Raw genomic sequence first — 23,310 nt, forward strand, 5'->3', positions numbered from 1 at the left:
GGAATCGGGCGATGTCTGCGATGGACGTGTGCACGGCGTGGCGGTGCGCGGTGCGGGTGGCTTCTCCGCTTTTGGTGGCTGCGGAGTCGTTGGGTTGTGTGGTGCGAGGCCTTCAGGGCAGAGCTGACCATCCTCGTCCCTCTGCACGGTTACGCTGCCATCGGGCGCGACTGTCGGGGGCGTGAGGTGCGTACGGGAACGCTGGCCGTGCTGGCCGGGATCTGCGGGCTGCTGGGCGCCCTGCTGGGGCTGGCTGCGAACGCGGCCACCGGGGATGAGAAGTGGCCCGGACCATTGGATCAGGTGCGTGCCCACGCCTGGCCCATGACGGGCGTGCTGGGCGGAGCCATGGTGCTTCTCGTGGTGCTGGCCGTCGTGATCGAGCGCCGTCCCGAACCCGCGGCCCGTACTGATCCCCGTCCACCGGGCCCGCCGCTCGTTCCCGATCACTTCGTGGCTCGCGAGCAGAGCCGTGAGGTCGTGACGGCCTTGTGCGCCGGTGGCGGTCAGGTGGGCATCACGACGTCGCTGCGGGGATCGGGCGGGTTCGGCAAGACACTGCTGGCCAAGTACGTGTGCGGGCAACGAGAGGTGCAGAGGCACTTCCGTGGACGGGTGTACTTCCTGACGGTGGGCCGGGACGTGCGCAGTCGCGCGGAGATCGCCGTGAAGGTCGGTGAGGCCGTCACGCTGATCACCGGGGACACCAGCACGCCCACCACGGACCCGGAAGCCGCAGGAGCGCACCTGGGAAGGTTGCTCGATGAACGGCCCCGCACCCTGCTGGTCCTGGACGACGTGTGGGAGTCACGCCAGCTCGATCCCTTCCTGCCCTCCATGATCAGCGATTCACAGTGCGTGTACCTGATCACCACCCGCAGCACGGGCCTGCTGCCATCCGGTGCCCTTCAAGTCGATGTCGACCAGATGACACCCGAGCAGGCCGAGCAGGTCCTCACCCGGGGCCTGCCCCCACTGCCCCGCCCCCTGCTCACCGGTCTGCTGCGGGCAACCGGCCGGTGGGCGTTGCTGTTGCGCCTGACCAACCGGCTCATCGCCCGCCACATCAGCGCCGGGATCGACGCCCACACCGCGGCCGAAGAGCTGCTGCACCAGCTGCAGGAACGGGGCCCCACAGCCGTTGACGGCCCGGCAGACACGTGGGACCTGGACGACCGCGATCTGCGCAACCAGGCCGTCGAGGCATCCGTGGAAGCATCCACCACACTTCTGCGGCCGGACGACGTCGCACGCTTCACCGAACTGGGAATCTTTGCCGAGGACGAGCCGGTTCCGCTGGTCTTGGCGGCCGCACTGTGGCAGGCCACCGGCGGCCTGACCATCGCCCAGACCCGCCTGCTGTGCCAGGAATTAGCCCGCCTCTCACTGATCACCTACACACCCGCCGACGGCCGCATCCACCTCCATGACGTCATCCGCGACTACCTCCGCGCCCGCCACACCACCGATCACCTGGCCTCGCTCCACGGCAGGCTTGTAGACACCGTGGCGGACACACTGCCCCCCGCTGCTCCCCTGCATCAAGGAGCACCGGATCCGGGACGCGCCTGGTGGCAGACCTCGACGGGCTACCTGCACGACCACCTCATCAGCCACATCCTCGCCGCCCGCCGACCACAACAGGCCCAAGCCGTCGCCGGCGACATCCGCTGGGTGGAAATGCGGCTCACCCAGCGCGGCCCCAACGCCCCCTGGGCCGACCTGACCCGCATCAACACGCCGCACAGCCATGCTTTGGCCCGCCCGATCAGCGACTTTGCCCCTCTCCTCACCTTCACCGATCCGGCACAGGCCGCCACCCACTTGCTGCACGCACGTTTGGGTCACCATCCCTACTGGCGCCAGCAGATTCGTGCACGCCGCCGTACCGATCCCTCCCTGTTTCCCTGTCTGGCACCGCGCTGGCCTCTCCGTGACGTGCGCCCTGCTGCGCAGCCAGCCTTGTCCGAGCACGCCGACGGGGTGCTGCCGGCGGCATGGTCACCCGACGGACACCTCGCCACCAACGACGGCGGGACTGTGCGGGCATGGGACGACACCGTCGGCGCTTCCCGGCTGTTCGGTCACACCCGCTCGGTCAGCTCGGTGGCATGGTCGCCCGACGGACACCTCACCACCAGCGACGGCGGCGGGACCGTGTGGAACGTCACCGCAGGTACTTCCACCGAACTTTCGCACCACACCAGCCCCGTCGACTCAGTGGCATGGTCACCCGACGGACGCCTCGCCACCGGCCACTACGGCGGGATGGTGCGGGTGTGGGACGTCACCGCCGGCACCTCCACCGACCTTCCCGGGCACACCGGCTCGGTCAACTCGGTCGCATCGTCACCCGACGGACGCCTCGCCACCAGCGACTTCGGCGGGATGGTGCGGGTGTGGGACGTCACCGCCGGCTCGTCCACCGCCCTTCCCGGGCACACCGGCTCGGTCATCTCGGTCGCATGGTCACCCGACGGACGCCTCGCCACCGGCCCCTACGGCGGGCTGGTGCGGGTGTGGGACGTCACCGCCGGCCCGTCCACCGAACTTCCCGGGCACACCGGCTCGGTCAACTCGGTCGCATGGTCACCCGACGGACACCTCGCCACCAGCGATGACAGCGGGATCGTGCGGGTGTGGGACGTCACCGCCCGCACCTCCACCGAACTCCACGACCACACCGGCCCGGTGCTGTCGGTGGCATGGTCAGTCAATGGGCACCTCACCACCAGCGACAACGACGGGATAATCCGAGCGTGGACGGTGACTGAGCGTCGTGTGCTCACACTTCTACGAATCAGCGGGCAGGCGATTTCCTGCAGCTGGTCTCACGACGGCAAAGCGCTGGCGCTGGGATGCACCAACGGCCTGATCCTGCTGGATCTTCTCACCGCATGACTAGTGCCGTGACCACGGATGTTCACGGTGTCGGCGGCCATGCTGGCGGCCTGCCGGTGTGGCGGTGGGAGTTCAGCTGACCTCGTTGCGGACGGCGGTGTCGAGGTCGGTGGCGGTCAGGCCGAAGGTCTCGGTGGTCTCCGTCGCGTCCATGTGGAACGGCGCGTACCACTGGTAGTCCATCTCGGCCATCTCGCGGGCGGTCGGCACGATCAGCCCGGCCGTACGCGTCACGGAGCGCGGTATTGGGATTAGTTTGATCGGTGGCCGGCCTGCCGCGAGGGCGTAGCGCCGCGCCAGCTCGCGAATGGTGACGGCCGGCGCGGACGGCACGTGCCAGGGTCGGCCCCACGCGCGTTCTTCCGAGGCCAGCGTGATGAGGGCCTGCGCCATGTCGCCGTTGAAGGTGAAGGTGTGCGGCATGTCCAGGTGGCCGGTGATCCAGGCCGCTTTCCCCTTCTGCAGGGCCGACTTGATGAGCAGGGAGTAGATGCCGTTGGCGTCCTTGCCGATGTAGTCGGAGCCGCGGACCTCGACGGTGCGGATCCCCCCGGCGAGGGCCTGTTCCCACATGCGTCTGCGCAGGCGGCCCTTGTGCCCGGTGGCGGCCATGGGGGTGTGTTCGTTCATCCGGCCGCCGGGCTGTGGACCGTAGGCGTAAAGGCTGCCGGTCAGGGCGAGGACGGCGTTGTTCGCCTTGGCGGCGGTGATGGCCGCCGTCTGCAGGGGCGGCAACAGGCGCTCCCACACCGTGTATGAGGGTGGGTTAGCGCAGTGGTAGATCACTTCCGCGCCGCGGGACAGCTCGGTCAGGCGGGAGGGGTCGGACGCGTCCGCGGCGACCCGGTCGACCAGCGGGTGCTCGGGGCCGGAGCCGCTGCGGGTGACGATCCGGACGCTCTCGCCGCGCTCGGCGAGCAGACGAGCGACGTTGGTACCGATGGAACCGGCACCGATGATGACGTGCTTGGCCATGACGGTTTCTCCTTCTCCGGGGTATCGGTCAGTCGTCCACGCCGGAGCCGGTGTAGGTGGGCACGTCTGCGAGCATGCCGGCGATCTGCGGGTTGAGCTCGTTGCGGCGCCGGTGCAGTTCCTGGATCTTGGCGTTCAGGTCAGGGTCGTCGTCGTCACTGACGTCGAAGATCTCCAGCCGTTCGACCAGGTGCAGCCCGAGGTGGTCGGTCTGGTAGGTGGTCGGGTGCGTCAGGTAGGCGAAGAGCCCGTCGAGATGTTCGACGACGAACACCGCGCCGTACGTGTAGTCGCCGCCGTGGTCGCGGCCGACGACGAAGGACTTGATGGCGGGGTTCGACCGGCCCTGATTGCGCCAGCTCTCCAGCACCCCTTCGATCTGCTCAGGCGTCGCAGTGGCCTTCATCGTGACTCTGTTGATGTGGTAAATCATGACTTACTACTCGCTCCTAACGTCGTTATAATTCCTAACGGCGTTAACTATGACGCGCGTCGCCGGCGCGGTCAAGGCGGTGACTAGTGTTCGAGGACACCATCGAAGCGAAGTGACGGACCATGCCGACCAGCACGAGACGGGCCCGCGAACGGGCGAACACCCGGGAGCGGATCATCGAGGCCGCGCTGCACGTCCTCGAGACCGAGGGCATCGCGGCCCTGACGATCCGGCGCATCGCCGCCGATGTCGAATATTCCGCGCCCGTCGTCTACCAGCACTTCGCCAACAAGGACGCGCTCGTACTGGAGCTGGTCGCGCACGGTCACCGCCTGATGCTGAGCGAGTTCCGCCAAGCCGCGCAGGAGCCCGATACGGACCGGCGCATGACGCGCATTGCGTCGCAGTACGTCCGGTTCGCCGGCGAGCACCCCCACCTCTTCCAGGTCATGAACGACCCGATGGTCGACGCGGACGAACGCCGGCGCGTCGCGGAACCGGTCATCGACGTCCTCAAGGAGCTGCTCACCTCCTGGTCGGCTGCACACGACGTGGTCCTGGCCGATTTCGACCAGGCTTGTGAGATCCTCTGGGGCACGCTCTACGGCATCGCTTCGCTCAGTTACCTCGGCAGCGTCGGCAACGATCGCGCCCGCTACCTCGCCGAACAGGCGCTTCGCACGATCCTCCTCGGCTGGCGCACCGAGACGCCGGCGAACGGTCGACCGGCGAGCAGCTAGGTGCTCTGACCGCTGTGGTTCGCCGGGTTTAGAGGGAGGACCGGAGTGTTCGTCGAGATCGACTCCGTGGGGCTGCCGATCGATCGTGACGACGTCGAGGAGGCTCTTGAGACGGCGTTCGAGTTCGACGGCGAGGTCACCGGCGCGGGCAGTTGCATGGGTCGTTGCCATCTTGACCTTGAAATCGCGGAGGGCCCGGACACGACCGCGGCCCTGGAGCGGCTCCGGGCGGTGCTGTCCGAACTGGAGTCGCGGACTGCGCTGCGGCGGATGGTGTCGCCCTTGTGGGCGGACAGGTTGTCCAGGATGACGTAGATCGGGGCGCCGTCCGGGCGAGCGGCCCGGATCGACCTGAGCGCGGCCAGGGTGTTCGCGGCGCCCTTCTTGCGACGGTTGACGCCCCACAGGGTGTCGTCGCCGATCGAGTAGCAGCCGTGGAAGTACCTCACTCCGTGAGTGCGGTGGTACGTCGCGGGATGGCGCTCGGGGTGACCAGCAGCAGCCCAGCACGCGCCAGCGGCGGGCCGGATACCAAGCGGGCCGAACTCGTCGAACGCGAACACCCGGTCAGGGAAGCGTTCCAGCACGTGCTCCATGCAGTCGAGCTTGGCGTCGCGCTCGGGGTCCGGTGACTCCTTCCAGGTCTTGGTGCGCTGGAAGGTGATGCCGCGGCAGGCGAGCAGGCACCGTAATGCCTCGCGGCCGATCCGGATCACGCGGCCGTGCACTTTCCGCAGCTAGGTGGCGAGTTTGCGGATGGACCAGCGGGTGAAGGGCTGGCCGAGCTTGGTGGGGCGGGTGGTGGCCGTCTGGATGACGAAGTCCTCGTCGTCAGGACTGAGCAGGCGGGGACGGCCTCCCGCCCGCTGAGGGTCCAGGCAGGCCAGGCCGATCTCGTTGAACCGGTGGATCACGTCCCGGACGGTGTCCTCGTCGGCCTGCACCAGCTTCGCGATCACCGGCACCCGGTTCCCGCCGGCCGAGGCCAGCAGCATCATCACCCGCCGGAACCGCACCGAACTGGTGCTGCCCCGGCGCACGATCTGCTGTCTGCGCACACGGACAGGCTCTGCCACCACACCCCCAGCGGTCGGGACGGACGTCAGTGCACATCCAACCGCCACGACCACCAACCCGGCGAACCTACGCGGTCAGAGCACTAGAGACGGCTCTCACCTGAGTTCGTCGGAGTATGAGGCGCCAGGGAAGTGCCATCCGGCGCGGCCGCGGGGTCCCGGCGAAGGCAGCGGTCATCCCAGCCGCCATCGGGGCCACGCCCCCTCACCGTCCTGGTCCCTCCTTCGAAACGCAGCTCAGGACACGAGCCGCTCCGACGGCCGAACTGGCCTGGCGCGCCAGCGAGGGACACGGCCTCAGGTGCGGGGCGACGACGACCCGTTCTGCCACCGGCTGGGTGAGCGCGTGGACCGGGCCTTGGCTGGGACCAATGCTCGCGGCCGATCACGGCGGCCCGCTGAGCGACTACCTGATGACGTTCACCACGGCGATCAGGCAGGCCAGTTGAGTGTTCCCCACGAGGACCACACCCTTCGACGCTCCGCCAGAACTCGAGCAGGGCGGTGACGAGCGCCTCGGGCGCCTCTTCGGCCATGTGGTGCCCGGAGGCGATCGGACCACCGTCCAGCCGACAAGGCGGGGCTGGCCGTGGTGGCGGTCGCGGCCGCAGATGACGAGACCTCCTTCGCGGTCCCGGAGTTGCTCGCGCGCGGTGCCCCATCGCGCCGGCGGGCCGTACCACCCGGGAGCCCGGCAGGCCGGGCGGGCGGCTTCGGCAAACCATCGCAGGAAGACGTTCAGCTCAGGGAGACAGGTCGTGGCGGGCTCGTCGACTCGGGAAAGTCGACGCTGCCAACGATCAGTCCGTCTTCCGTGCATCCGCCCTACTGGTCCAGCGCAGAGACCAGGATAACGATCAATGGGCCGCCCATCGACTGCACCCAAGCAAGATCAACATGAACCTGACGAGAGACGTTGCCAGATGCGGTCATGTGATCAGACAACGCCTGAGGCGCTATCCGCACCGACGAGCGCGTGTGACTGGGCGAGATAGCTGTCACTTGGCCGCGATATCTGTCCCCGCGTCAGCTCGCCGGGCTGCCATGATGCGCAGATGGCCCACGACATAGTGTTCTTCCTCGCCCCCGATGACGAGACTGCCGCTGCGACGCGCCTGCAGGGACCTGGTAAGGCCTTTGAGTCTGTGACCTGCCGTTTTATTGAGCCGGACAGTGCCATCGCCGAGTGGGACATGTACTTCGAAAAGCCTTCGGCAGAGGTCCCTCCGACTGAGCAGCTCCTTGGGTGGGCGTGGCCGGAGTGGGTCACCGCCCCCTTGAACGATGGCGTTGAGGTGTTCGCTCTGCCGAAGCGCCTGACCCGTTCCCTGGCCAACGCGGGCTCCGCCGAACTCGAAGAACTCGCAGGTCGCTGGACCACGCGGCTCTGGTCTCAGGACGGGGAGGACATGACTGACGATGATCTACTGGCGGTCCTGCAGGGAGTTGCCCGGCTCGCGGCATCTGCGGTGACCACGGGTGGCGGCCTCTACAGCTGGAGCTTCTGACAGTCCCCCTGCCAAGGCGGCTCGCGTTTGACGCCGCTGCACGCCAAGAGCTGGGTCCCGGTGGCATTGAGGTACAGCGTGAAGTGCCACGACTGGTCTGTGCGTCGATGATGCCGGTGCGCAACTGCTCGTCGCGGTGCTGATCCAGGATGCAACAGTTTCGTCGAGGCTGCTGCGGGCTCAACCTTGCCGCCATCACCACAGCGATCGCACCGCAGAGGAAGCCCACAAGGACCCAGCACGGGTGCTACCTGGCCCGGGCGGACTGAGCGCGATCCGGAAATACAGCCACACGCAGTGGGAGACAACCTCGACCGGGTACCGGTGACCTCTGTACTACGGCGACGCCCTCCTCACGGACGATCCCCCCTCCACCATGATCAACCCGTAGACCATCCCACCCGCCCAACACAACGTGACAGCGCCAGAAAAGCGATGCGACTGCTGTGCTGTGAACTTTGAGACTGCCCGAACTCGGTCTTCTCGCGTAATTCGTGCTCATGCAGTGCCGCGTGTCTTCGTACAACTGGCGGCAACCGTGTCGGCAAAGGTCCGAGCGAGCGGGGAGAGAGCGTCCCAGCGGCGTACGGCCCACCCGACCGACAACGGCGGCAGCGCCGGAATGGGGATGAGACGCAACGGGCCGCTGTCACCATGCCTGCGAATGGCGGCCGGTGTCTGGTAGCCGTTCAGCAGGGTGAGTGGACCAGTGTTGGTGAGGTCCAAGGCCCGCTCCAAGCCGGGGAAGATGCCGGTGAGTTGGGCGCGAAGGCGATTGACGGTGCGGGTGCGGTCGGCGACCAGGTCCATGCGGCGGCCGGTGAGGATCTTGAGGTCGGTGACGGTCTCGCCGCCGGTGCGTAGGGGGTGCAGATCCCGCCGGATACGGACCTGGTCGGCAATGACGGCTGCGTCCTTGGCGTCGGTCTTGCCTTCGCCGCGGTAGCTCTCGCAGGCGCGGTGGATGGCTCGGCCGGAGATGTAGTGCACCGGCTGGTCGTGGTTGCAGAGGATCGCGATGGCCAGGGCGGCTCCGCCGTCGGCCAGGTCAATGCCCCAGGTCACCTCATCGCCCAAGTCCAATATATCGGCCAGGAGTTGGATGATCTCGGGTTCGTCGTTCGTGACTCGTCGGGACAGCAGCCGACGGCCGCTCCCGTCGATCGCGACGCAGTGGTGGTGGGTCTTGCCTGCGTCGATGCCGGCCCAGGTAGCGGCCATGTGGTGCCTCCGTGCGGTGGTGGTGCTGGTGCCTCCCGACGGACGACCTCGCTGTCGATTCCCTACGGAGCGATCATTCGCAGTTCCTCATTGGCAGCCGAGTCGTCGTGGGACTTCGGGCCAATCAGTGGAAGCCACAAGCAGCAGAACTTTGAAAGCCACACCCGACGCACCGGGGTGGGCCAACCATACGAAGGGCTCGCCCTGTCCCGCAGACAACGTAGGGAACCTTGAGCAGCGCTCCTCACCAACCCTGGTGACTGAGTCAGTCAAAGAGGGCAACGACTCCATTTACCCAGATCGCGAGGAACGCAAGAACCCCCACCAGGCAGCCGACCCCCGCCAGCACGCCGCCGACCGTCCACGGCTCGCAGGGCGCCTCCTCGTACTTCTCCTCATGGCCGTCCCGGTAGGAGGCGGGGTCGTCCCAGTCGACGGGGTGCCCCAGCTCCTCGGCGCAGGCGGCCCGCACTGCGACCAGCTGCCCCTCCGCGAAGGAGGTGGCAGCCATCGCCTCGGTGCCGCGCCAGGCGAGGGCCTTCATCCGCCACCCGGGAGACCCGTACCGCGCCTCGAAGGCGACGGTCTCATCGGCGTTGCGGTCCCCTTCGAGGTACATCCAGCGTCCCGCCTCGGCGGCATCCCCGTAGAGCCGGTACACCTCGGCCAGACGCCGACGGAGCGTCAGGTCGTATGGAAAGGACGAGACAAGACCGCGCAAACGCTGGCGCGCGACGGGAACCCGGCCGGCCGCCAGGTCCGCATCGACTCGGGCAAGGGTCTCTCTCAGAGGCATGAACACATGATCGGTTACCGCACGGATCCACGTCGACCTGGTTTGTCGCTCAGTACTCACTCGCTCTCAACGGCATCGACCGAACCGTTCCCAATCAGTGAGCAGGAGTGAGTCTTGGACCCATACCTGGTCACTGCGGACACCCCGAACGGTTTTGGATGTCCTGGTCGCCCGCGTACTCGCCGCGTCCGGCGGCACGGATCGTGTCCGTGATCCGGGGATGCGGGGGCGGGGTCCCTCACGCCCAGGAGCACCTGGTCCGGCCTGGACGATCCGATGCCCGTGCACATCGCTCTGGTGTGCACGGGGGCGGTGTCGACCGTCGCCGGATCGGGTGCCCCTGGGCGCGCCTTCCGATAGCCACGGCGGCTGCGTCGTGGCGGGTGGTCTGACGGGTGGGGCCGGCCCAATGGTGGAGTGTCGGTATTCGAGGGTTGCAGTATTCGCGCGGAGGGCGAGCACTCCCACACCCGACCCGGTCGCGGCGACAAGGCGTACAGCTCTCACCGCAGCGGGCGCTGTCTGCGCGAAGGCGCCGGATCAAGAAGAGACCGACCTCTTGCGGTGAACCTGCGCCGGCGCCCGCGCTCCGGTGCGGGCCTTCGTCCTCTGCCACCGCGCCGTACGGGCCCCTCCCGGCAGCGGCAATCCTGCACGACAGACGGCTCACCCGGCGCTACGAGGTTCACGGCGCCGGTACAGCGCCGATGTGCTGCACCACCCCGAGGAGGTCGAGCCGGCGCCGTTCGCCGACGATCCGGCCGTCGGCCACGTAGTAGAAGTTCACGGCCTGCACCGGGATCTTGTTGCCGAAGTGTCACCTGATGACCACTGGGTGACCGCTGTCCGCTCGGCGATTTATCGGAGTCCAGGGAATGCTTGGAGAGCGTCACCGCGAGCGATCAGCCGCTGACACGCCGCGCGAAACATTCGAACCGCACCGGAAGGAATCTCACGCCATGACCGCGAGTGCGCCCAAGGCTCCGACTGCACCAGGGGTGCGGTCCTGGTGGGGAATCCCGTACGCCACCGCCGAGCGGTACCACCGCCCCGTGGTCGCGGACTTCCATCCGGACCGCCCCTACGACCGCAAGGGCGTCGTCTCCGTCCAGCCCGACAGCGGCGACTGGCTCGAAGCGGACAGCGGGATGGGCGAGGACTGCCTGAACCTGAACGTGTGGGCTCCCGAGGAGCCGGCCGGGAAGGCGCTGCCGGTGGCCGTGTACATCCATGGCGGCGGATTCGAGTACGGCGCGAACACGCAGATCACCTCGAACGCCGCCGGTCTTGCCGCGTCGGGGCGAGTGGTGAGCGTGTCGGTCAACTACCGGCTCGGCGCACTGGGCGCACTCTCGCTCTCGCAGTACGGCGGGCGGCTCGCCGACGCCAGTAACCTGGGCCTGCAGGACGTCATCGCCGCGCTTTCCTGGGTCAGGCAGAACATCGCCTCCTTCGGTGGCGACCCCGACGATGTCACCGTCTTCGGCCACAGCGCCGGCGCCTACTCCACCCTCGGGCTGCTCGGGGCCTCCTCCGCGAACGGCCTGTACCGGCGACTGGCCGGGTTCTCCGGCGCACCCTCGCGTCTCGTCCCGGCCTGGTGGGCCGAGGAACTCGCGGAGCGGTTCGTCACCGAACTCGGTGTCGCGGGCAACCCCGACAAGCTGATCGATCTCGACGCGGCCTCCCTGGTAGCCGCCCTGCGCAAGGTCTGTCCGACGGATCTCGGAGTCCGTGGCGGGATGGACAACCAGAGCATCGGCGTCGTCCTGGACGCCGAACAGCCCGGCGGGGTGCTGCACGCCCACCCGCTGGACGTTTTGGCCTCGGGCTCGCACCGGGACATCGACGTGCTCCTGAGCACGGCCAGTGACGAGATGGGCTGGTGGGTGGCGAACGACCTCGACCGGTTCGACCCACACACCGTCGACCGCGTCACCGACGAATTCGCGGGGTGGCGCATTCCCCGCTCCCGCGCCAAGAGGATCGTCGATACCTACGACCAGGGCGGCCGCACTCCTGCCGAGGTCCGCGCCGCGTCCCTGACGGACTACATATTCACGCTCCCCGCCGCTCGCGGTGCTCTGGCCCACGGCGCGGCGGGCGGCAACGCCCATCTCCTCATGATCGGGCCCGCCGAGGGTGCGCCCGCCGTGCACGGCACCGAGATGTACGCCCTGGTCGGCCAGGAACAGCCAGGGCGCAGCCCTGAACAGGCCGGCCGTGACACGCGGATCCGCGACATCGTCCTCGACTTCGTCACCGGCGAGCAGACCCGCCTGTGGCCCGCCGTCACGGACCGGCCCACCTCGGGAAGTGTCGGCAACCCTCCCTACGAGCCCAGCGCGCGCTACCAGGCGGTCCTCGACCTGTTCGAGAACATCGCCCGCCCCTGACGGTCACCTGGCGATCCGGAACAGCGCGCCAGGGGGCGAACAGAGTGAGGAACTCGACATGAGCCAACCGACAGCAGCCGGCGGCGCCGCACCGGCGACGATGCGGGCCGTCGTCGTCACCCGCCCGGCGGCCTCGACGCACTGGAGATCCAGGATGTGCCGGTGCCCGTAGGCAAGCCCGGCTGGGTGCGGATCAGGGTGAAGGCGCTCGGCGTCAACGAGTCCGAGGTCACCACCCGCAAGGGCGAGTCGGACGCGGTGGTCACCTACCCGCGTGTGCCCGGCATCGAGGGCGTCGGCGTGGTCGATGAGGCCGACGAGGACAGCGGGCTGCGGCCGGGCCAGCAGGTGGCCACGATGATGGGCGGCATGGGCCGCTCGTACGACGGCGCGTACGCCTCGGCGGCCAGGGCGTCGGCACCAGGTCGGCGCGCATGTGGTCGGCGATCGCCCAGCCGGCCAGGCGCCGGGAGGCGAGGTCGATGACCGTGGCCAGATACAGGAGCTTCCCGCCGGCCAGCGGGAGATAGGTGATGTCGCCGACGTACTTCGCATTCACCGCTGCTGCGGTGAAGTCGCGGCCGATCAGGTCGGCTGCCTTCGCGCCGGCCGGGTCCGCGATGGTGGTGTGGTGCTTCCTGCGCAGCCGCAGTCCAGCAAGTCCCATGGTCTGCATGACGCGGGCGACACGCTTGTGATTGATCCGCTCGCCGTCATCGCGGAGCTCGGCGGTGATCCTCGGAACGCCGTAGGTACCGTCCGAACTGCGGTGGACCGTGCGTATCCGCGCAGCGAGTTTCGCGTCGGCTGCCCGGCGGGCCGCCCTCGCGGCCGCGGTCTTGCGCCAGTAGGGGAGCTGTCATCTCACTCTTCCCTCGAGTGCCGGCAGAACCCCGCGTCATGCCATGTCACCAGGGCGGACACGGCAACCCACTCGCTTTTCTCGGCTCCAGGAACTCCTCCCGGAACACGTCCAGCGAAGCCCTGAGAAGAGGCATGTCGATCTCCGGACGGACGTAGCTCAGCCGGGCCGAACTGTCGTCGAAGCGGAACTCCAGCAGGAGTTCACCCCGCTTGCCGTCGATCATCTCGACGACTTCCATCGACTCGTAGTCGTTGTGGTCGCTCAGGATGATCAAGGCCATGAACTGACGCCCTTGGACGGAGAACGATCTCATTGCCATCCCTCGAACTGGACTCGACCGCCGCGCATGCTCCATCGGGCGCCACGGCCTGTTGCGCTATCCATGATCTCGAGCACCTCCCCACCGTAGTGCGCGGATGACGGGCTGATGTCTGTTGTCGCGTTGGGCTGCCCGATAGCTCACCCACGAGATCCGCTCCGGTTCAGCGCACCAAAGTCGTTCGTCCGGTTGGCTCCCCGCAGGAACGGCGCGTACTGGCGATGTGGCCCGGCGTGCGGCTGTCCGGGGCGGCCGGTCGCCTATCTCCCACTGTCGTGGGACGTGGGAGTTCCGCAGCTCGTTGAGTCCGGGATGTAGCCGTACAGCGTGGCGACGGAGACGCCCGGGATCTTGGCGATGGTGGTGACGCTGTTACCCGGCTCAAGACTCGGTAGCCAGGCGCACCCCCAGCCCGACCAAGAGCGTCCCGCAGACCTGTTCCATCCGGCGACGAACGGACTGCCGCTGGAGCACTCATTACCCAGGACTGTGGCCATGCCGGTCCTCCGGCCGTTCACCACCGCTCGGCGCAGGATCACGACTGTACTTGGCCAGCAAGAATGTACGCCCGTCTCGCGGAACATGTCCTGCGCGGTGAACGTAGCGGGCTACGACGGCGGGGTCGACGAGCGCAACGCGATCATCGAGGCGACGGCCGGCCGCAGCGCAGCCGAGCACCGCGCGCAGCTCGCCGTGCACACGGCCGGGCTGGAGGAATCCTGGACACACGCCACCGACGTGGACTGGAGCCGCCCCGTAACGTTCCGCAACGCGAACCTTGCCGCGACCGTCTTCGCACGCTGGCGCGAGGCATGGATCCACATGGTCGATCTGGAACTCGGCGTGCGGCCGGACGATTGGCCCGAGGACCTGGCCGCACACGCCATCGACCTACACCGGCGCCTTGCCCGTGAGCACGACCACCGACCAGACACCTCCGCCTCGCGCGTCTACTGGGCCTTGACCGCGAACATGACCGCCGCCTCACCACTCGGAGTCCGGCCTGGCGCGACACCCTCGGACTGGCCGCATGAACGTCGACGAACTCCTGGCAGACCTCCAGGCCCAGCACGACGAGACCACCGCCCGGGCCGGTGAACTACACGACCAGGTAGAGCACTTGTCGTCCGCCCTGGCCAAAGCCGAAGGACGGACCCGATCAGGCGTTCCGGGGCCGTGAGCTGCACGAGCTCCTCGGCATGCCCACCGACGAGCCGGCCATGAACGTCACCCCCCGCCGCCTCGGACGCCTCACTCGTCAAGGCTTCCTCACTCAACCCGGACGCGGTCTCTACCAGAAACGGGCTTAGCGCCGCTTTGCTTGGGCTGAAATCGGCACCGCCGACGGCCGCCACTCTCGCCTGATCAATCCGAACACCCACGAGTCGGACACTTCGCCGTTCACGACGCAGTCTTCCCGCAACGTCCCTTCACGCATGAATCCGATCTTCTCCAGGACCCGGGCGGATGCCACGTTGCGCGTGTCGGTCTCGGCCTGGATTCGATTCAGGTCCAGTGTGTCGAATGCCCACTGCAGTAGGGCGTGTGCCGCCTCCGTCGCGTAGCCGTGGCCCCACATCTCCTCGGCGAGGCAGTAGCCCAACGAAGCGCTGCGGTAGTCCGGGTTCCATTCGGCCAGAACGCACCAGCCGACGAAGGCCCCGTCCGAAGCACGGTCGATGGCCACCCGCGCCCCGGTGCCTTCGTCCGCCATCGTCCGGCACATCCCGATGAAACGCTCGGCGCGGGCCCGTTCCGTCCACGGCGGGGAGTCCCAATAGCGCATCACGAAGGTGCTGCTGTGCAGCGCGAAGAGGGAGTCCGCGTCGGCGTCGGTGAAGGGTCGCAGTCGCAGGCGAGCGGTGTGCAGTACGGGGGTGGCCAGACTCATGCGCACCATCTTGTGTCCTCAGGGGGCAGGCAGAACACCGAATATCCGATCCCGGTCCGGCCCTCACGACCAAGGCACCGCTTACCAGCAGATCGTGCCTGCCTTCAACCAGTAGCCCGACCAGACATTCAGAGTCTGCGAACGGCACGACTACTCGAACTGCCCACCGACGGCTCAGACACGAACGTCACCCGCAGCCGCCTCGGAAGCCAAGACTTCCTCACCCAACCGCGCAAGGCGACTACGGGAAACGGACTTGACGACCTCTCAGGCAACGCCACGCCCTCAATGCGCTCAAGAGTCGACGTCGTGACGGCAAGTGGCCCGGAAACGCTGATTGCGAGGCGTCAGCGCAGTGCAACCGCGCCCGCGTGGACGGCACGCATGGCCCGCTCGACAGTCTCCTGATTTTCGCCGACCGGAGCCACGTAGTCGATGACGGCGCGCGCGGCGTCCTCCCCGAGCATCCGGGTGATCACCCACGTGGCGAGATACTGGGACGCCAGGCAACCACCCGCCGTAGCGATGTTCCCCTCGGTGTGGAACGGCGCGTCGAGCACGGTAACGCCGTGGGCTTCGACCAAGGCCCGGCTCTTCACGTCCGTGCAAGCCGGCATGCCTTCCAGCAACCCGAGCCGGGCGAGCACCAGCGCGCCGGAGCACTGCGCACCGATCAGCTGTCGCGAAGGGTCGAGCAGCAGCTTCGCGATCAGTCGGTCGTCGGCGACCACCTCTCGCGCCTTCACCCCGCTACCGATCAGCACAACGTCCGCTTCGGTCACGAACTCCATCGGGCGCTGCCCGCTCACCTCGACGCCGTTCATCGACGTGACCACCGGCGTCGGGGTCGTGATGAAGGCTTCCAAGCCGTCCGTGCGGCACCGGTTGATCAGCGCGGAAGCGATGAAGCTGTCGAGCTCGTTGAACCCGTCGAAGGTGACCACGGCGACCTGCATCACAACTCCTTCAAGCACGGCATCAGAAGTCCGCAGTTTCCCTGGCGCGCCGTTCCCGGGTCGAGAGCCAATCAGCGGCTGGTGGCATTGCCTATCGACGTTCTGCGTTTCGAGTTCCCGAGCGTGAGGACCGTTACGGGCGAATCGTGCACGGCCAGAACACTGCCTCTTCATCAGTACGCCTTCCCGGCCAGCGGCCGCCCGGTCGCCGCCGGCATCACCGTCCTTGCCTGGGCGGCCCTGTCCCTCCTCGCCCTGCGGCGCATCACTTCACCCGCCCCGTGTTCGTCGACGTCCAAGTCGGCGCGCCGACCCCCGAAGCGCACGCGGAGATTCACGTGCCGCACGCCCCAGCCCACTCCCCACCAGCCCTACGACCCCACCCGGCAGCCACCCCCGTCCCTGACCTGACCACTGCCCGTCCGGTCCGCGCCCCACGGTGCGGACCGGCCGGAGAACGGCCAGACCCCGGAAAGGACGACGTAGTTGACCAGCACGTCGGCGACTATCTGAAGCTCAGGCGCCTCGGTCGGGGCGGCCTTGCTGCCCGCAACACTGCCTGCCTTGCGCTCGCGGCTGACGTTCCTGCCTCAATCGGCATGCCGACTGGCTTTCCCGTCATCCGTCAGGTCTCTGACTGGTTCGGATCACCGCTCCACTCGAATGGTCTCCACCACAAGTACCGGGTTGTGGCTTCCGTTCACTATCGGCAGCAGCGTTTGTTCACCAGCTTTGGGCAGCGGGTAGCGGGTAGCGGTGCAAGGTTTCATGAATGATCGCGAGAAATGGCGTCAGCGCAGGTAACGGCCCACTGCCAGCGAGAGCGGCGGGCCGTCGAGTCTGAACCGTCCGCTGTCCTGGCCAGCAAGGGGGCCCGTCTGTCAGCCTCCGCTGCCGAGCATGTCGAGGACGTGGGGCCACGCAGCAGCGCCCAGGAGTGCGTCAGCTTCGGTTGTGCCTCCGTACTGGAAGTGCGGGGAGGCCGATGCCGGGCTCTCACCCGGAAGACGTGGTCGGTGGCCGGCATCGTGGCGGGCAATCAGTCTCACCGGGGCCTCGACCGAGCGTCGGCGTTGCGCCAAGTGTTCGGCGAAGGGCAAAGACGGCCACATCGCGTCATCGCCACCCGCGACAAGCAGCACATCAGCCCGGGCCTTCTCCACGGGTATCTCCGCTGGGGCAACGAGATGATGGAAGGTCTTCTCGCTGAGTTCGTACCATTCGCGGATGGCGATANCGCGACAAGCAGCACATCAGCCCGGGCCTTCTCCACGGGTATCTCCGCTGGGGCAACGAGATGATGGAAGGTCTTCTCGCTGAGTTCGTACCATTCGCGGATGGCGATAGGACCGCTTGACGGTTGTGTGGCCGTCCATGAATCGTCCATCGGCACGAAAGGTAGCGGCTCGCCTCTCCGTGTCCAGGACGATCGATAAGGCAGCCGTTCGCCGTCGCGGCCTGGTCCAACGTTGCACCAGACCCGCGAGGTCGGCGACAGCGCAATCACCACGTCCACGCGCGAGTCGTGCACTGCGGTGAGCAGAGCTGCTTCAGCTCCCTTGGAGACGCCGAGGATGCCGATGCGGCGCGCCCCGCTGGAGCGGAGAAGACCGACGGCATCGATGAAGGTTTCCAAAGGGATTTCGCAGATTCCCGGAGCCTGGCCGGGCCCGCCGAACCAGCGGATTGCCAAGGCCGCAATGCCCTGTTCTGCGAGGAGGCATGCTCTCTCACGGTCGATGCGCCCGCTGGAGCCCGCCAGGACCAGAACGCCGACGTCAGCGTCGGCGGAGGGAGTAATCAGAACACCTTCCCACGGATGGGTCAGCTCGCGCTCTGTCACTTCCACGTGCTCTCCCTTCGGTCCGCCTGCAGCTGCTTGGTGTACCAGGGCAGCCTATTCGGCCTTGATGCCCCGCATGGGAAACAGGCGACGTCGCATTGACCGCTATCCGTGGGGGCCAGGGGTTCTTCACAGCCTCTCAGCTGCCGTTGGCGGGGGCTTCGGCCCGCACTCGGGTGTTAGCGAGGCGGTAGGAGTCTGCGCGCGGAGTACACCGACCGGATCGGCACCGGGTCCGTCTTCTGGTCCCCGTCCTACTTCGCGGGATCCTGCGCAGGCGCACCGCTGAGCATCGTCAAGGACTACATCGACAACCAGAAGCGGCCAGCCTGACCGTCAGAACGAAGCCGCAGAGAACTCCGGCTCTTCGCGCCTCGGGCCGAGGACGCATTCCCGCCCGGCCTGAAGGCCGGGATTCCCTGCGAAGAGCAAAGATGGAACCCTCGCAGCGTCCCTCGGACGCCTATCTGATCCAGTTGGGCCTGGACGCCCTGATGGCCGACATTGAGACTCCCTCGCCTCCCGTTCCACGTGAAGGCGATCGGTACGTTGCGCGGGGCTCCGTCCTTGGCGGCGTAGGACAGGCCAATCCGTCACGGGCCAGCAGCTCCTGGCTGACCGGCCGGTTCACCACCTCGATGATCTCGTTCGGCAGCCTGGTTCAGATTCTCCTTCTCAGCGCAGTTGCTCGGCCAGTCCGACGATGATGCCCTCCGGGCCGCGGAGGTAGCAGAGCAGATAGCTGTCCTCGAACCGGGCGATCTCGCCGACGAGTTCGGCGCCGTGAGGGCGCAGGCGGGCAACGGTGTCCCCGATGTCGTCGACGGCGAACATGACGCGGTGCGTGCCCACGATGTTGTGCGGCCGGTTGCGCGGCCCGGCGCTGATCACCGCGGGGCTGCGGTACTTCGCCAGCTCCAGCCGGCTGTGTCCGTCCGGGGTCCGGACCATCGCGATGTCACAGCGGACGCCGTCGAGTCCGGTGCACTGGTCGGCGACCAGGCCTTCGACCTGCGCCCTGCCCTCCAGCTCCATACCGAGTTCCACGAAGAACGCGATGGCGGCATCCATGTCCTCGACGACGATGCCGACGTTGTCCATCCGCTGAATCGCCATGCTCGTCTTTTCTCCTTCTTTCTCGTGCGACCGGTGGTGGCCGCTGATGTCCAGGGGACGGAGCCGGTGGCACGTTCTCGACATCCTCAGACCGCCGAACTCCGAAAAATTTTGCATCGCGCCTCAGCACCGCTACAGCAGACCCGCCAGCCAAGCGCCACCACCCGCGATGTGCACACCGACGTGTTCGAGCGCGCCCGCACGGGTCTGATCGGCAGGGTGATCAGCAAGTTTCCAGAGCAGTTGCGCCGCGAGGCACTGCACGGAACGGGCCTGCATCTGGCCGGCCCAGCTTCCCTGGGCGCCTTCGCTGAGCATCTCATCGAACGGTCTTCCGTCGTCCGCGACCAGGAGAGCGGCAAGCTCTTCCGCACCAGCATCGAGGACACCTTCTACAAGATGCGGGCCATGGCGGCAACGTGGCAGCTGGAGGTGGTCATGCCCGAAAGCGGGCCAGTTCCTGATCGGCGACAGCCCGACTGACCATATCCGTGGACGGAAGCGGGCGTTCGCAGTACGCGCCTCACAGCAGCGACCGGCCGGGGACCGAGGCGGAGCATGACGTGCGCGCGCTGGGTGCTGGGCGGGCTGCCCGGGTCAGGTGCGAATCGGGCGAGCTGGCCGCCGGCCTGTGTCCGCGGTCTGCGTCGCCTCCTGGCGCTCCTGCTTCTGGCGCTCGCGTTCGGCTCGTTCGGCTTGTTCGGCCTTCCGCTCCTCTTCGAGTGTCCAGTTCTTGCAGTGGTCGTACAGGCCGGGGTGGCTGTCCCCGGGCCCCAGTCGACCCTGGTGCCGGCGTTCCACCGGTCGTCGGTGAACTTGTGTCCGCAGCCGGCGCACCGGGCGCTACGTCTCGCGTTCGGCTGCTTTCTGCGCCGCTTGGCTCCGCACCTCTTCGGCGCGGCGGGCAGGGCGGCCTCCCGGGGGGGCCGATCGTTGGCGGCTGAAGGCGTGCCGTCAATTCGCCGGTGATGCTTGGCTGCGGCCTACAGGTCGAACTCGAGGTGCTCGATGTCGGTGAAGCGGACCTCTTCCAGGCTGCCGGCGCGGCGCCCGTGGTCCTGGAAATAGACCTCTCGCAGCCCTTCGGCGGCGATCTCCTGCAGGTGCTGGTCGGACGCGCCCTGCTGCTGGGCGTCGAAGAGGCGGGCGGCGTACTGCGGCGGCAGCGCGACGGTCAGGTGCCGGACGCGGGCGTCGTCGGTGGAGCCGATCGGCGCGGTGTAGCCGATCCGGGCGCGGGTGTCGATGACGATGCCGCCGGTGGTCGCCGCCTGCTGCCGTGCTCTGGCGCGGACCTGTGGCTGCCACCTCTTCCTGACCTCGCTCTCCAGCCGGGAGGCGAGGTCCGGGCGGGGCTTTTTGATCTGGTCTTTGACGTACCGCTCGACGGTGCGCTGGGAGATCCGCAGCATCTGGGCGACGGCCTTGGTGCCCTTGAGCTGTCTGACCAGGTACCGCATCTGCGCGCCCGCGCTCTTGGGGATCGGGCGCGTGAACGCCCGCTGCACCGCCTGTTCCAGGCCCTGGCCGAACACGCTCATCGCCCTCTACTCCCCGTTGTCCTGATCGGTGACGGTGCCGTCCTTGATGTAGCGGGCGAGGTTGAGCTCCGGCGCCTGGAACTGCTCGCGGACGCCCTCGCCCCACAGCACGCTCTGGGTGCCCTCCCACTTGACCAGCCCGGGATTCACCCCGAGCTTGAAGCCGCCCGGCAGGGGCTTGCCGTCGCGGTAGGGCAGGAAGTCCAGCGGGCTGGTGCCGTCGGCCGCGTAGACGACGCAGTCGGACAGGACCGCGACCGGGTACTGGCCGGTGAACGCCGCGTGCTTGACGATCTTCCTGTGGAGGTTGATCCGGGTGCGGGAGATGACCGCCGCACGGATGTCCGGCCGCCATGTCGGACGGGCAAGGGCCCGCCAGGGCTGGCCGGGCTTCCAGCCCTCGCCCCGAGGGCGTTCGCGCAGCTTGCCGAGGCCGCCCTTGACCGTCGCCTTGATCGCGGAACTTACGATCGCCAGTTCCGGGTCGCGTTGCCGGTAGCCGTCCATCGCCGCCAGGAAGTCTTCCGGCGACAGCTCGGCGTCGACGCCGAGGTCGGCCATCGTGGCGAGGTAGGCGTCGCGCAGCCGGTTGTACCAGCCGTCCAGGTAGCGGCCGTTGTCGTACCGGACGTACGCCTCGATCGGCGCGACGTCGTAGCCGAGCTCCACCGCGTACGCCACGGTCGGCGTCGCATACCAGGCCGGGCCCTCGGGACGCTCGCCCTTCGGCGTGAACGGGCTGGGCAGCAGACTGGCGTCCAGGTCCGCCCACTTGTCCTTGCCGACCTTCACCCTCGACAGGTCCACATGGGAGAGGTCGACCAGCCACGAGCCGGGCAGCTTCGCATCGAACACCGGATCCTTGACGTGCGTCGGCACGCCGAGGCCGACGACCAGGCCGTTGGCGCCGGCGGCGAAGGCCATGTTCACGTCGATGCCGACCAGGTGCCGCAGGGTGCACTCGGCATCCGTCATCGGCCGCGCCCAGTCGTACGCCTCCTCGAACAGCTTCTCCCCGGGACCGCGGACGTGGAAGCGCGGCAGATCCTTGAGGAGAGGGTGTCCGTCGGGGGCCTCGCACGGCGCGCAGTCCACCGGATCCTTGCCCAGGCTGCCGGGGTTGTGCTCGGAGTGCCGCCTGCCGTCGGCGTCCGGCTCCGAGGCGCGGGTCGGCGGGTGCAACGCGGTCATCAGCTCCAGACCGGTCACGGCGGTCGATCCACGCGGGGTCATCACCCGCGACGCGTACACGCCCAGGACCCGGGCGAGGTCCGCCGGCGGAAGCTGGGCGGCCTCGCCCCAGTGCCGGGTGTCCAGCGCGTTCCACGACGGGATGCACAGCTGAACGCAGGCCCGCTCCGAACCGGTGGCCGGGCGGTAGATCCTCGCCCACGGCCCGAACCCGCGCTTGGTCAGCTTCCACTCCGCGCGCACCAGCTGCTTGATGACCTTGTGGCCCTCCGGAATCCGCCCGGCGAGCCGCTCCTCCTGCGTGAGGGCGACCGGCAGACCGTAACGCTCCAGCGCCGACTCGGTGAGCACCAGCAGCGGATCGGCATCCTTGCCCGGGCCGGACAGCTTCGGCTGCCCCAGCTTCGCCTCCTTGAGCGTCCACTCCACCAGCGCGGGCAGGGACTTGGCGGGCACGTCCAAGACCAGGCCGCCGACGCCGTACGCGAGGACCTGGCCGTCGGCGTCGACATCGACGACCGCCAGCGGCCCGTTCTCGAACCGCGGGTCAACGGCCGCGGCGGTGTCCTTGAAGGGGGTGCTCTTCTTCCCTCCCGGACGCTTCGACGGCTGTCTCGTGCTGGGCGCCGCCGGGCGGGGAGGTGCCGCGGCTGCGGCAGGCGGCGTCGCGGGCGCGAGCAGTGCGCTGGCACTCTGGTCCGGCTGCGGCAGGGCAGCGTCCTTGCTGCCGGACGGCGCGGCGGACACGGGATATCGCCGAGACAGGCCGTCGAGCAGTCTGCGGTAGGCCTCAAGGCGTTCGGCTTTCGGCTCGGCGCGGCCTGCCTCCCATGCCTGGATGCTGGGAACCCGCACGCCGAGGGCCTGCGCGACGGCGGCCTGGGTCAGCCCGGCCGCCTCTCGCAGCCTGACCCGTTCGTTCAAAGGGGGCAGCACACCGCCGTCATCGACGGCGGCGAGCAGCGCGTCGACGGCAGTGAACAATTCCTGCGGCTGGTCCGTCATCTCCCGTTCCCCTCCTCTACCGGACACCCTGACGGATTTCTTCGAGGCGGGTCACCAGCCGCTGGTAGCGCTGCGAGGCTGCCTGGGACGAGTTCAGGCCCTGATGCCGGGCGATCTGCCGCCACTCCATGCCTCGGCGCCGGGCCTCGATGACGACCTGGGTCTCCAGCCGGTCCAACGTCACGCGCATGTCCTCGAAAAGGCTCAGCCCAGCACCCACATCATCGGCTGTCACGTCAGGGTGCTGTCCGCCGCTTTGCTGATGGTTGGCGGCGGCCGTCAGCAGCCGCCCCAGCAGCGCAGCGTCCTGTTCCAGATGGTGCGCGGTCGCCCAGCCGGCGGTGGAACCCTCCGCGAACGCGGCCAGTCTTTCGCGGGCGGTGTCCTGAGCATCAGCTGCCATGTCGTCACTCTACCGCCGTCATGCAATGAAACAACGGATCGTTGTTTCATTGCGCACTGCCGAATCTCTGGGCGTACGCGGAGCTGATCCTCGGCGCGAACCCGGCCGTGTGGATGTACTCCTCCGGCCCGGCG

At 68.0% G+C, this 23,310-nt stretch carries 19 protein-coding genes and 7 pseudogenes; 9 read left to right on the top strand and 17 right to left on the bottom strand.

Features of this window, described 5'->3' with window-relative positions; all coding sequences use genetic code 11:
• Window positions 1–186: 186 nt before the first annotated feature.
• The gene (locus ACWBNA_RS32840) at window positions 187–2,901 is read left to right on the top strand and encodes an NB-ARC domain-containing protein (RefSeq protein WP_482708148.1); all 2,715 of its coding nucleotides are present in this window, start codon (window positions 187–189) and stop codon (window positions 2,899–2,901) included.
• A gap of 72 nt (window positions 2,902–2,973) precedes the next feature.
• Here ACWBNA_RS32840 and ACWBNA_RS32845 read toward each other — a convergent pair whose 3' ends face one another.
• Both ACWBNA_RS32845 and ACWBNA_RS32850 read right to left on the bottom strand, forming a co-directional pair.
• Window positions 2,974–3,876 (bottom strand): SDR family oxidoreductase, encoded by a 903-nt coding sequence (locus tag ACWBNA_RS32845; RefSeq protein ID WP_482708149.1) that lies wholly within the window; start codon window positions 3,874–3,876, stop codon window positions 2,974–2,976.
• Window positions 3,877–3,904: 28 nt separating this feature from the next.
• A complete protein-coding gene (locus tag ACWBNA_RS32850) occupies window positions 3,905–4,309 on the bottom strand; it encodes a Dabb family protein (RefSeq protein WP_109001494.1) in 405 nt (134 codons plus the stop codon).
• 122 nt (window positions 4,310–4,431) lie between these two features.
• Here ACWBNA_RS32850 and ACWBNA_RS32855 point away from each other — a divergent pair, with 122 nt between their 5' ends.
• Entirely contained in the window at window positions 4,432–5,049 is a 618-nt protein-coding gene (locus ACWBNA_RS32855) for a TetR/AcrR family transcriptional regulator (protein WP_482708150.1), read from the top strand.
• Between the two features lie 257 nt (window positions 5,050–5,306).
• Here ACWBNA_RS32855 and ACWBNA_RS32860 read toward each other — a convergent pair.
• Together ACWBNA_RS32860 and ACWBNA_RS32865 are read right to left on the bottom strand one after the other, a co-directional pair.
• Window positions 5,307–6,125: pseudogene (locus tag ACWBNA_RS32860) on the bottom strand (IS630 family transposase); the annotation flags it as partial.
• 479 nt (window positions 6,126–6,604) lie between these two features.
• Window positions 6,605–6,697: pseudogene (locus ACWBNA_RS32865) on the bottom strand (alpha/beta hydrolase); the annotation flags it as partial.
• A gap of 20 nt (window positions 6,698–6,717) precedes the next feature.
• Between ACWBNA_RS32865 and ACWBNA_RS32870 the strand changes: the two are divergent.
• Window positions 6,718–7,026: a hypothetical protein gene (locus ACWBNA_RS32870; RefSeq protein WP_482708168.1), complete on the top strand. Its 309-nt coding sequence runs from the start codon at window positions 6,718–6,720 to the stop codon at window positions 7,024–7,026.
• 154 nt (window positions 7,027–7,180) lie between these two features.
• Window positions 7,181–7,633, top strand: a complete 453-nt coding sequence (locus ACWBNA_RS32875; RefSeq protein WP_482708151.1) for a hypothetical protein — start codon at window positions 7,181–7,183, stop codon at window positions 7,631–7,633.
• A 264-nt stretch (window positions 7,634–7,897) separates the two neighbouring features.
• On the opposite strand, the pseudogene ACWBNA_RS32880 reads toward ACWBNA_RS32875, so the two are convergent.
• The 4 genes and pseudogenes from ACWBNA_RS32880 to ACWBNA_RS32895 all read right to left on the bottom strand — a co-directional run.
• A pseudogene (locus ACWBNA_RS32880) lies at window positions 7,898–7,969 on the bottom strand (IS6 family transposase); the annotation flags it as partial.
• Window positions 7,970–8,284: 315 nt separating this feature from the next.
• Window positions 8,285–8,854, bottom strand: a pseudogene (locus tag ACWBNA_RS32885) (IS110 family transposase); the annotation flags it as partial.
• Window positions 8,855–9,119: 265 nt separating this feature from the next.
• Window positions 9,120–9,650 (bottom strand): DUF6584 family protein, encoded by a 531-nt coding sequence (locus ACWBNA_RS32890; protein WP_482708152.1) that lies wholly within the window; start codon window positions 9,648–9,650, stop codon window positions 9,120–9,122.
• 66 nt (window positions 9,651–9,716) lie between these two features.
• Window positions 9,717–10,047: pseudogene (locus ACWBNA_RS32895) on the bottom strand (IS200/IS605 family accessory protein TnpB-related protein); the annotation flags it as partial.
• A gap of 562 nt (window positions 10,048–10,609) precedes the next feature.
• Here ACWBNA_RS32895 and ACWBNA_RS32900 point away from each other — a divergent pair.
• Both ACWBNA_RS32900 and ACWBNA_RS32905 read left to right on the top strand, forming a co-directional pair.
• The gene (locus tag ACWBNA_RS32900) at window positions 10,610–12,046 is read left to right on the top strand and encodes a carboxylesterase family protein (protein WP_482708153.1); all 1,437 of its coding nucleotides are present in this window, start codon (window positions 10,610–10,612) and stop codon (window positions 12,044–12,046) included.
• 198 nt (window positions 12,047–12,244) lie between these two features.
• Window positions 12,245–12,532 carry an alcohol dehydrogenase catalytic domain-containing protein gene (locus ACWBNA_RS32905; RefSeq protein ID WP_482708169.1) on the top strand — a complete coding sequence of 96 codons (288 nt, stop codon included), beginning with the start codon at window positions 12,245–12,247 and terminating at the stop codon, window positions 12,530–12,532.
• Here ACWBNA_RS32905 and ACWBNA_RS32910 read toward each other — a convergent pair.
• Window positions 12,465–12,893 (bottom strand): annotated as a pseudogene (locus ACWBNA_RS32910) (IS3 family transposase); the annotation flags it as partial. The gene ACWBNA_RS32905 and the pseudogene ACWBNA_RS32910 sit on opposite strands and share 68 nt — an antisense overlap.
• 61 nt (window positions 12,894–12,954) lie before the next feature.
• Entirely contained in the window at window positions 12,955–13,191 is a 237-nt protein-coding gene (locus ACWBNA_RS32915; protein ID WP_482708154.1) for a hypothetical protein, read from the bottom strand.
• A gap of 366 nt (window positions 13,192–13,557) precedes the next feature.
• On the opposite strand from ACWBNA_RS32915, the gene ACWBNA_RS32920 reads away from it, so the two are divergent.
• Window positions 13,558–14,328: a DinB family protein gene (locus ACWBNA_RS32920; RefSeq protein WP_482708155.1), complete on the top strand. Its 771-nt coding sequence runs from the start codon at window positions 13,558–13,560 to the stop codon at window positions 14,326–14,328.
• A 208-nt stretch (window positions 14,329–14,536) separates the two neighbouring features.
• Here the strand turns inward: ACWBNA_RS32920 and ACWBNA_RS32925 are convergent, their stop codons facing one another.
• The 3 genes from ACWBNA_RS32925 to ACWBNA_RS32935 all read right to left on the bottom strand — a co-directional run bounded on the left by ACWBNA_RS32925 (window position 14,537) and on the right by ACWBNA_RS32935 (window position 17,240).
• A complete protein-coding gene (locus tag ACWBNA_RS32925) occupies window positions 14,537–15,121 on the bottom strand; it encodes a GNAT family N-acetyltransferase (RefSeq protein WP_482708156.1) in 585 nt (194 codons plus the stop codon).
• Between the two features lie 347 nt (window positions 15,122–15,468).
• Window positions 15,469–16,077, bottom strand: coding sequence for a DJ-1/PfpI family protein (locus ACWBNA_RS32930; RefSeq protein WP_482708157.1), 609 nt, complete (start codon window positions 16,075–16,077; stop codon window positions 15,469–15,471).
• An 881-nt stretch (window positions 16,078–16,958) separates the two neighbouring features.
• Window positions 16,959–17,240 carry an acyl-CoA thioester hydrolase/BAAT C-terminal domain-containing protein gene (locus tag ACWBNA_RS32935; protein WP_482708158.1) on the bottom strand — a complete coding sequence of 94 codons (282 nt, stop codon included), beginning with the start codon at window positions 17,238–17,240 and terminating at the stop codon, window positions 16,959–16,961.
• 872 nt (window positions 17,241–18,112) lie between these two features.
• On the opposite strand from ACWBNA_RS32935, the pseudogene ACWBNA_RS32940 reads away from it, so the two are divergent.
• Window positions 18,113–18,253: pseudogene (locus ACWBNA_RS32940) on the top strand (transposase); the annotation flags it as partial.
• A gap of 342 nt (window positions 18,254–18,595) precedes the next feature.
• On the opposite strand, the gene ACWBNA_RS32945 reads toward ACWBNA_RS32940, so the two are convergent.
• On the bottom strand, window positions 18,596–19,036 hold the full coding sequence (locus ACWBNA_RS32945) for a VOC family protein (protein ID WP_482708159.1): 441 nt from the start codon (window positions 19,034–19,036) through the stop codon (window positions 18,596–18,598).
• A 66-nt stretch (window positions 19,037–19,102) separates the two neighbouring features.
• Between ACWBNA_RS32945 and ACWBNA_RS32950 the strand changes: the two genes are divergently transcribed.
• The gene (locus ACWBNA_RS32950) at window positions 19,103–19,519 is read left to right on the top strand and encodes a hypothetical protein (RefSeq protein ID WP_482708160.1); all 417 of its coding nucleotides are present in this window, start codon (window positions 19,103–19,105) and stop codon (window positions 19,517–19,519) included.
• 500 nt (window positions 19,520–20,019) lie between these two features.
• Here ACWBNA_RS32950 and tpg read toward each other — a convergent pair whose 3' ends face one another.
• From tpg to ACWBNA_RS32965, 3 genes are read right to left on the bottom strand one after another with little or no spacing between them, the layout of a single operon-like run.
• A complete protein-coding gene (gene tpg / locus ACWBNA_RS32955; protein ID WP_482708161.1) occupies window positions 20,020–20,577 on the bottom strand; it encodes a telomere-protecting terminal protein Tpg in 558 nt (185 codons plus the stop codon).
• 6 nt (window positions 20,578–20,583) lie between these two features.
• Window positions 20,584–22,773 (bottom strand): telomere-associated protein Tap, encoded by a 2,190-nt coding sequence (gene tap / locus ACWBNA_RS32960; RefSeq protein ID WP_482708162.1) that lies wholly within the window; start codon window positions 22,771–22,773, stop codon window positions 20,584–20,586.
• 16 nt (window positions 22,774–22,789) lie between these two features.
• On the bottom strand, window positions 22,790–23,176 hold the full coding sequence (locus tag ACWBNA_RS32965) for a hypothetical protein (protein WP_482708163.1): 387 nt from the start codon (window positions 23,174–23,176) through the stop codon (window positions 22,790–22,792).
• Between the last annotated feature and the right edge of the window lie 134 nt (window positions 23,177–23,310).

It is taken from the genome of Streptomyces sp. Q2 (assembly GCF_056820935.1).

Bases quoted from the DNA above. Each gene is read 5' to 3' on its own strand.
- ACWBNA_RS32965 (WP_482708163.1), bottom strand. From the start codon at position 23,176: ATGGCAGCTGATGCTCAGGACACCGCCCGCGAAAGACTGGCCGCGTTC.
- ACWBNA_RS32945 (WP_482708159.1), bottom strand. From the start codon at position 19,036: ATGGCGATTCAGCGGATGGACAACGTCGGCATCGTCGTCGAGGACATG.
- ACWBNA_RS32900 (WP_482708153.1), top strand. From the start codon at position 10,610: ATGACCGCGAGTGCGCCCAAGGCTCCGACTGCACCAGGGGTGCGGTCC.
- ACWBNA_RS32845 (WP_482708149.1), bottom strand. From the start codon at position 3,876: ATGGCCAAGCACGTCATCATCGGTGCCGGTTCCATCGGTACCAACGTC.
- ACWBNA_RS32925 (WP_482708156.1), bottom strand. From the start codon at position 15,121: ATGAGTCTGGCCACCCCCGTACTGCACACCGCTCGCCTGCGACTGCGA.
- ACWBNA_RS32915 (WP_482708154.1), bottom strand. From the start codon at position 13,191: ATGGCCTTGATCATCCTGAGCGACCACAACGACTACGAGTCGATGGAA.
- ACWBNA_RS32930 (WP_482708157.1), bottom strand. From the start codon at position 16,077: ATGCAGGTCGCCGTGGTCACCTTCGACGGGTTCAACGAGCTCGACAGC.
- ACWBNA_RS32875 (WP_482708151.1), top strand. From the start codon at position 7,181: ATGGCCCACGACATAGTGTTCTTCCTCGCCCCCGATGACGAGACTGCC.
- ACWBNA_RS32855 (WP_482708150.1), top strand. From the start codon at position 4,432: ATGCCGACCAGCACGAGACGGGCCCGCGAACGGGCGAACACCCGGGAG.
- tap (WP_482708162.1), bottom strand. From the start codon at position 22,773: ATGACGGACCAGCCGCAGGAATTGTTCACTGCCGTCGACGCGCTGCTC.
- ACWBNA_RS32850 (WP_109001494.1), bottom strand. From the start codon at position 4,309: ATGATTTACCACATCAACAGAGTCACGATGAAGGCCACTGCGACGCCT.
- tpg (WP_482708161.1), bottom strand. From the start codon at position 20,577: ATGAGCGTGTTCGGCCAGGGCCTGGAACAGGCGGTGCAGCGGGCGTTC.
- ACWBNA_RS32890 (WP_482708152.1), bottom strand. From the start codon at position 9,650: ATGCCTCTGAGAGAGACCCTTGCCCGAGTCGATGCGGACCTGGCGGCC.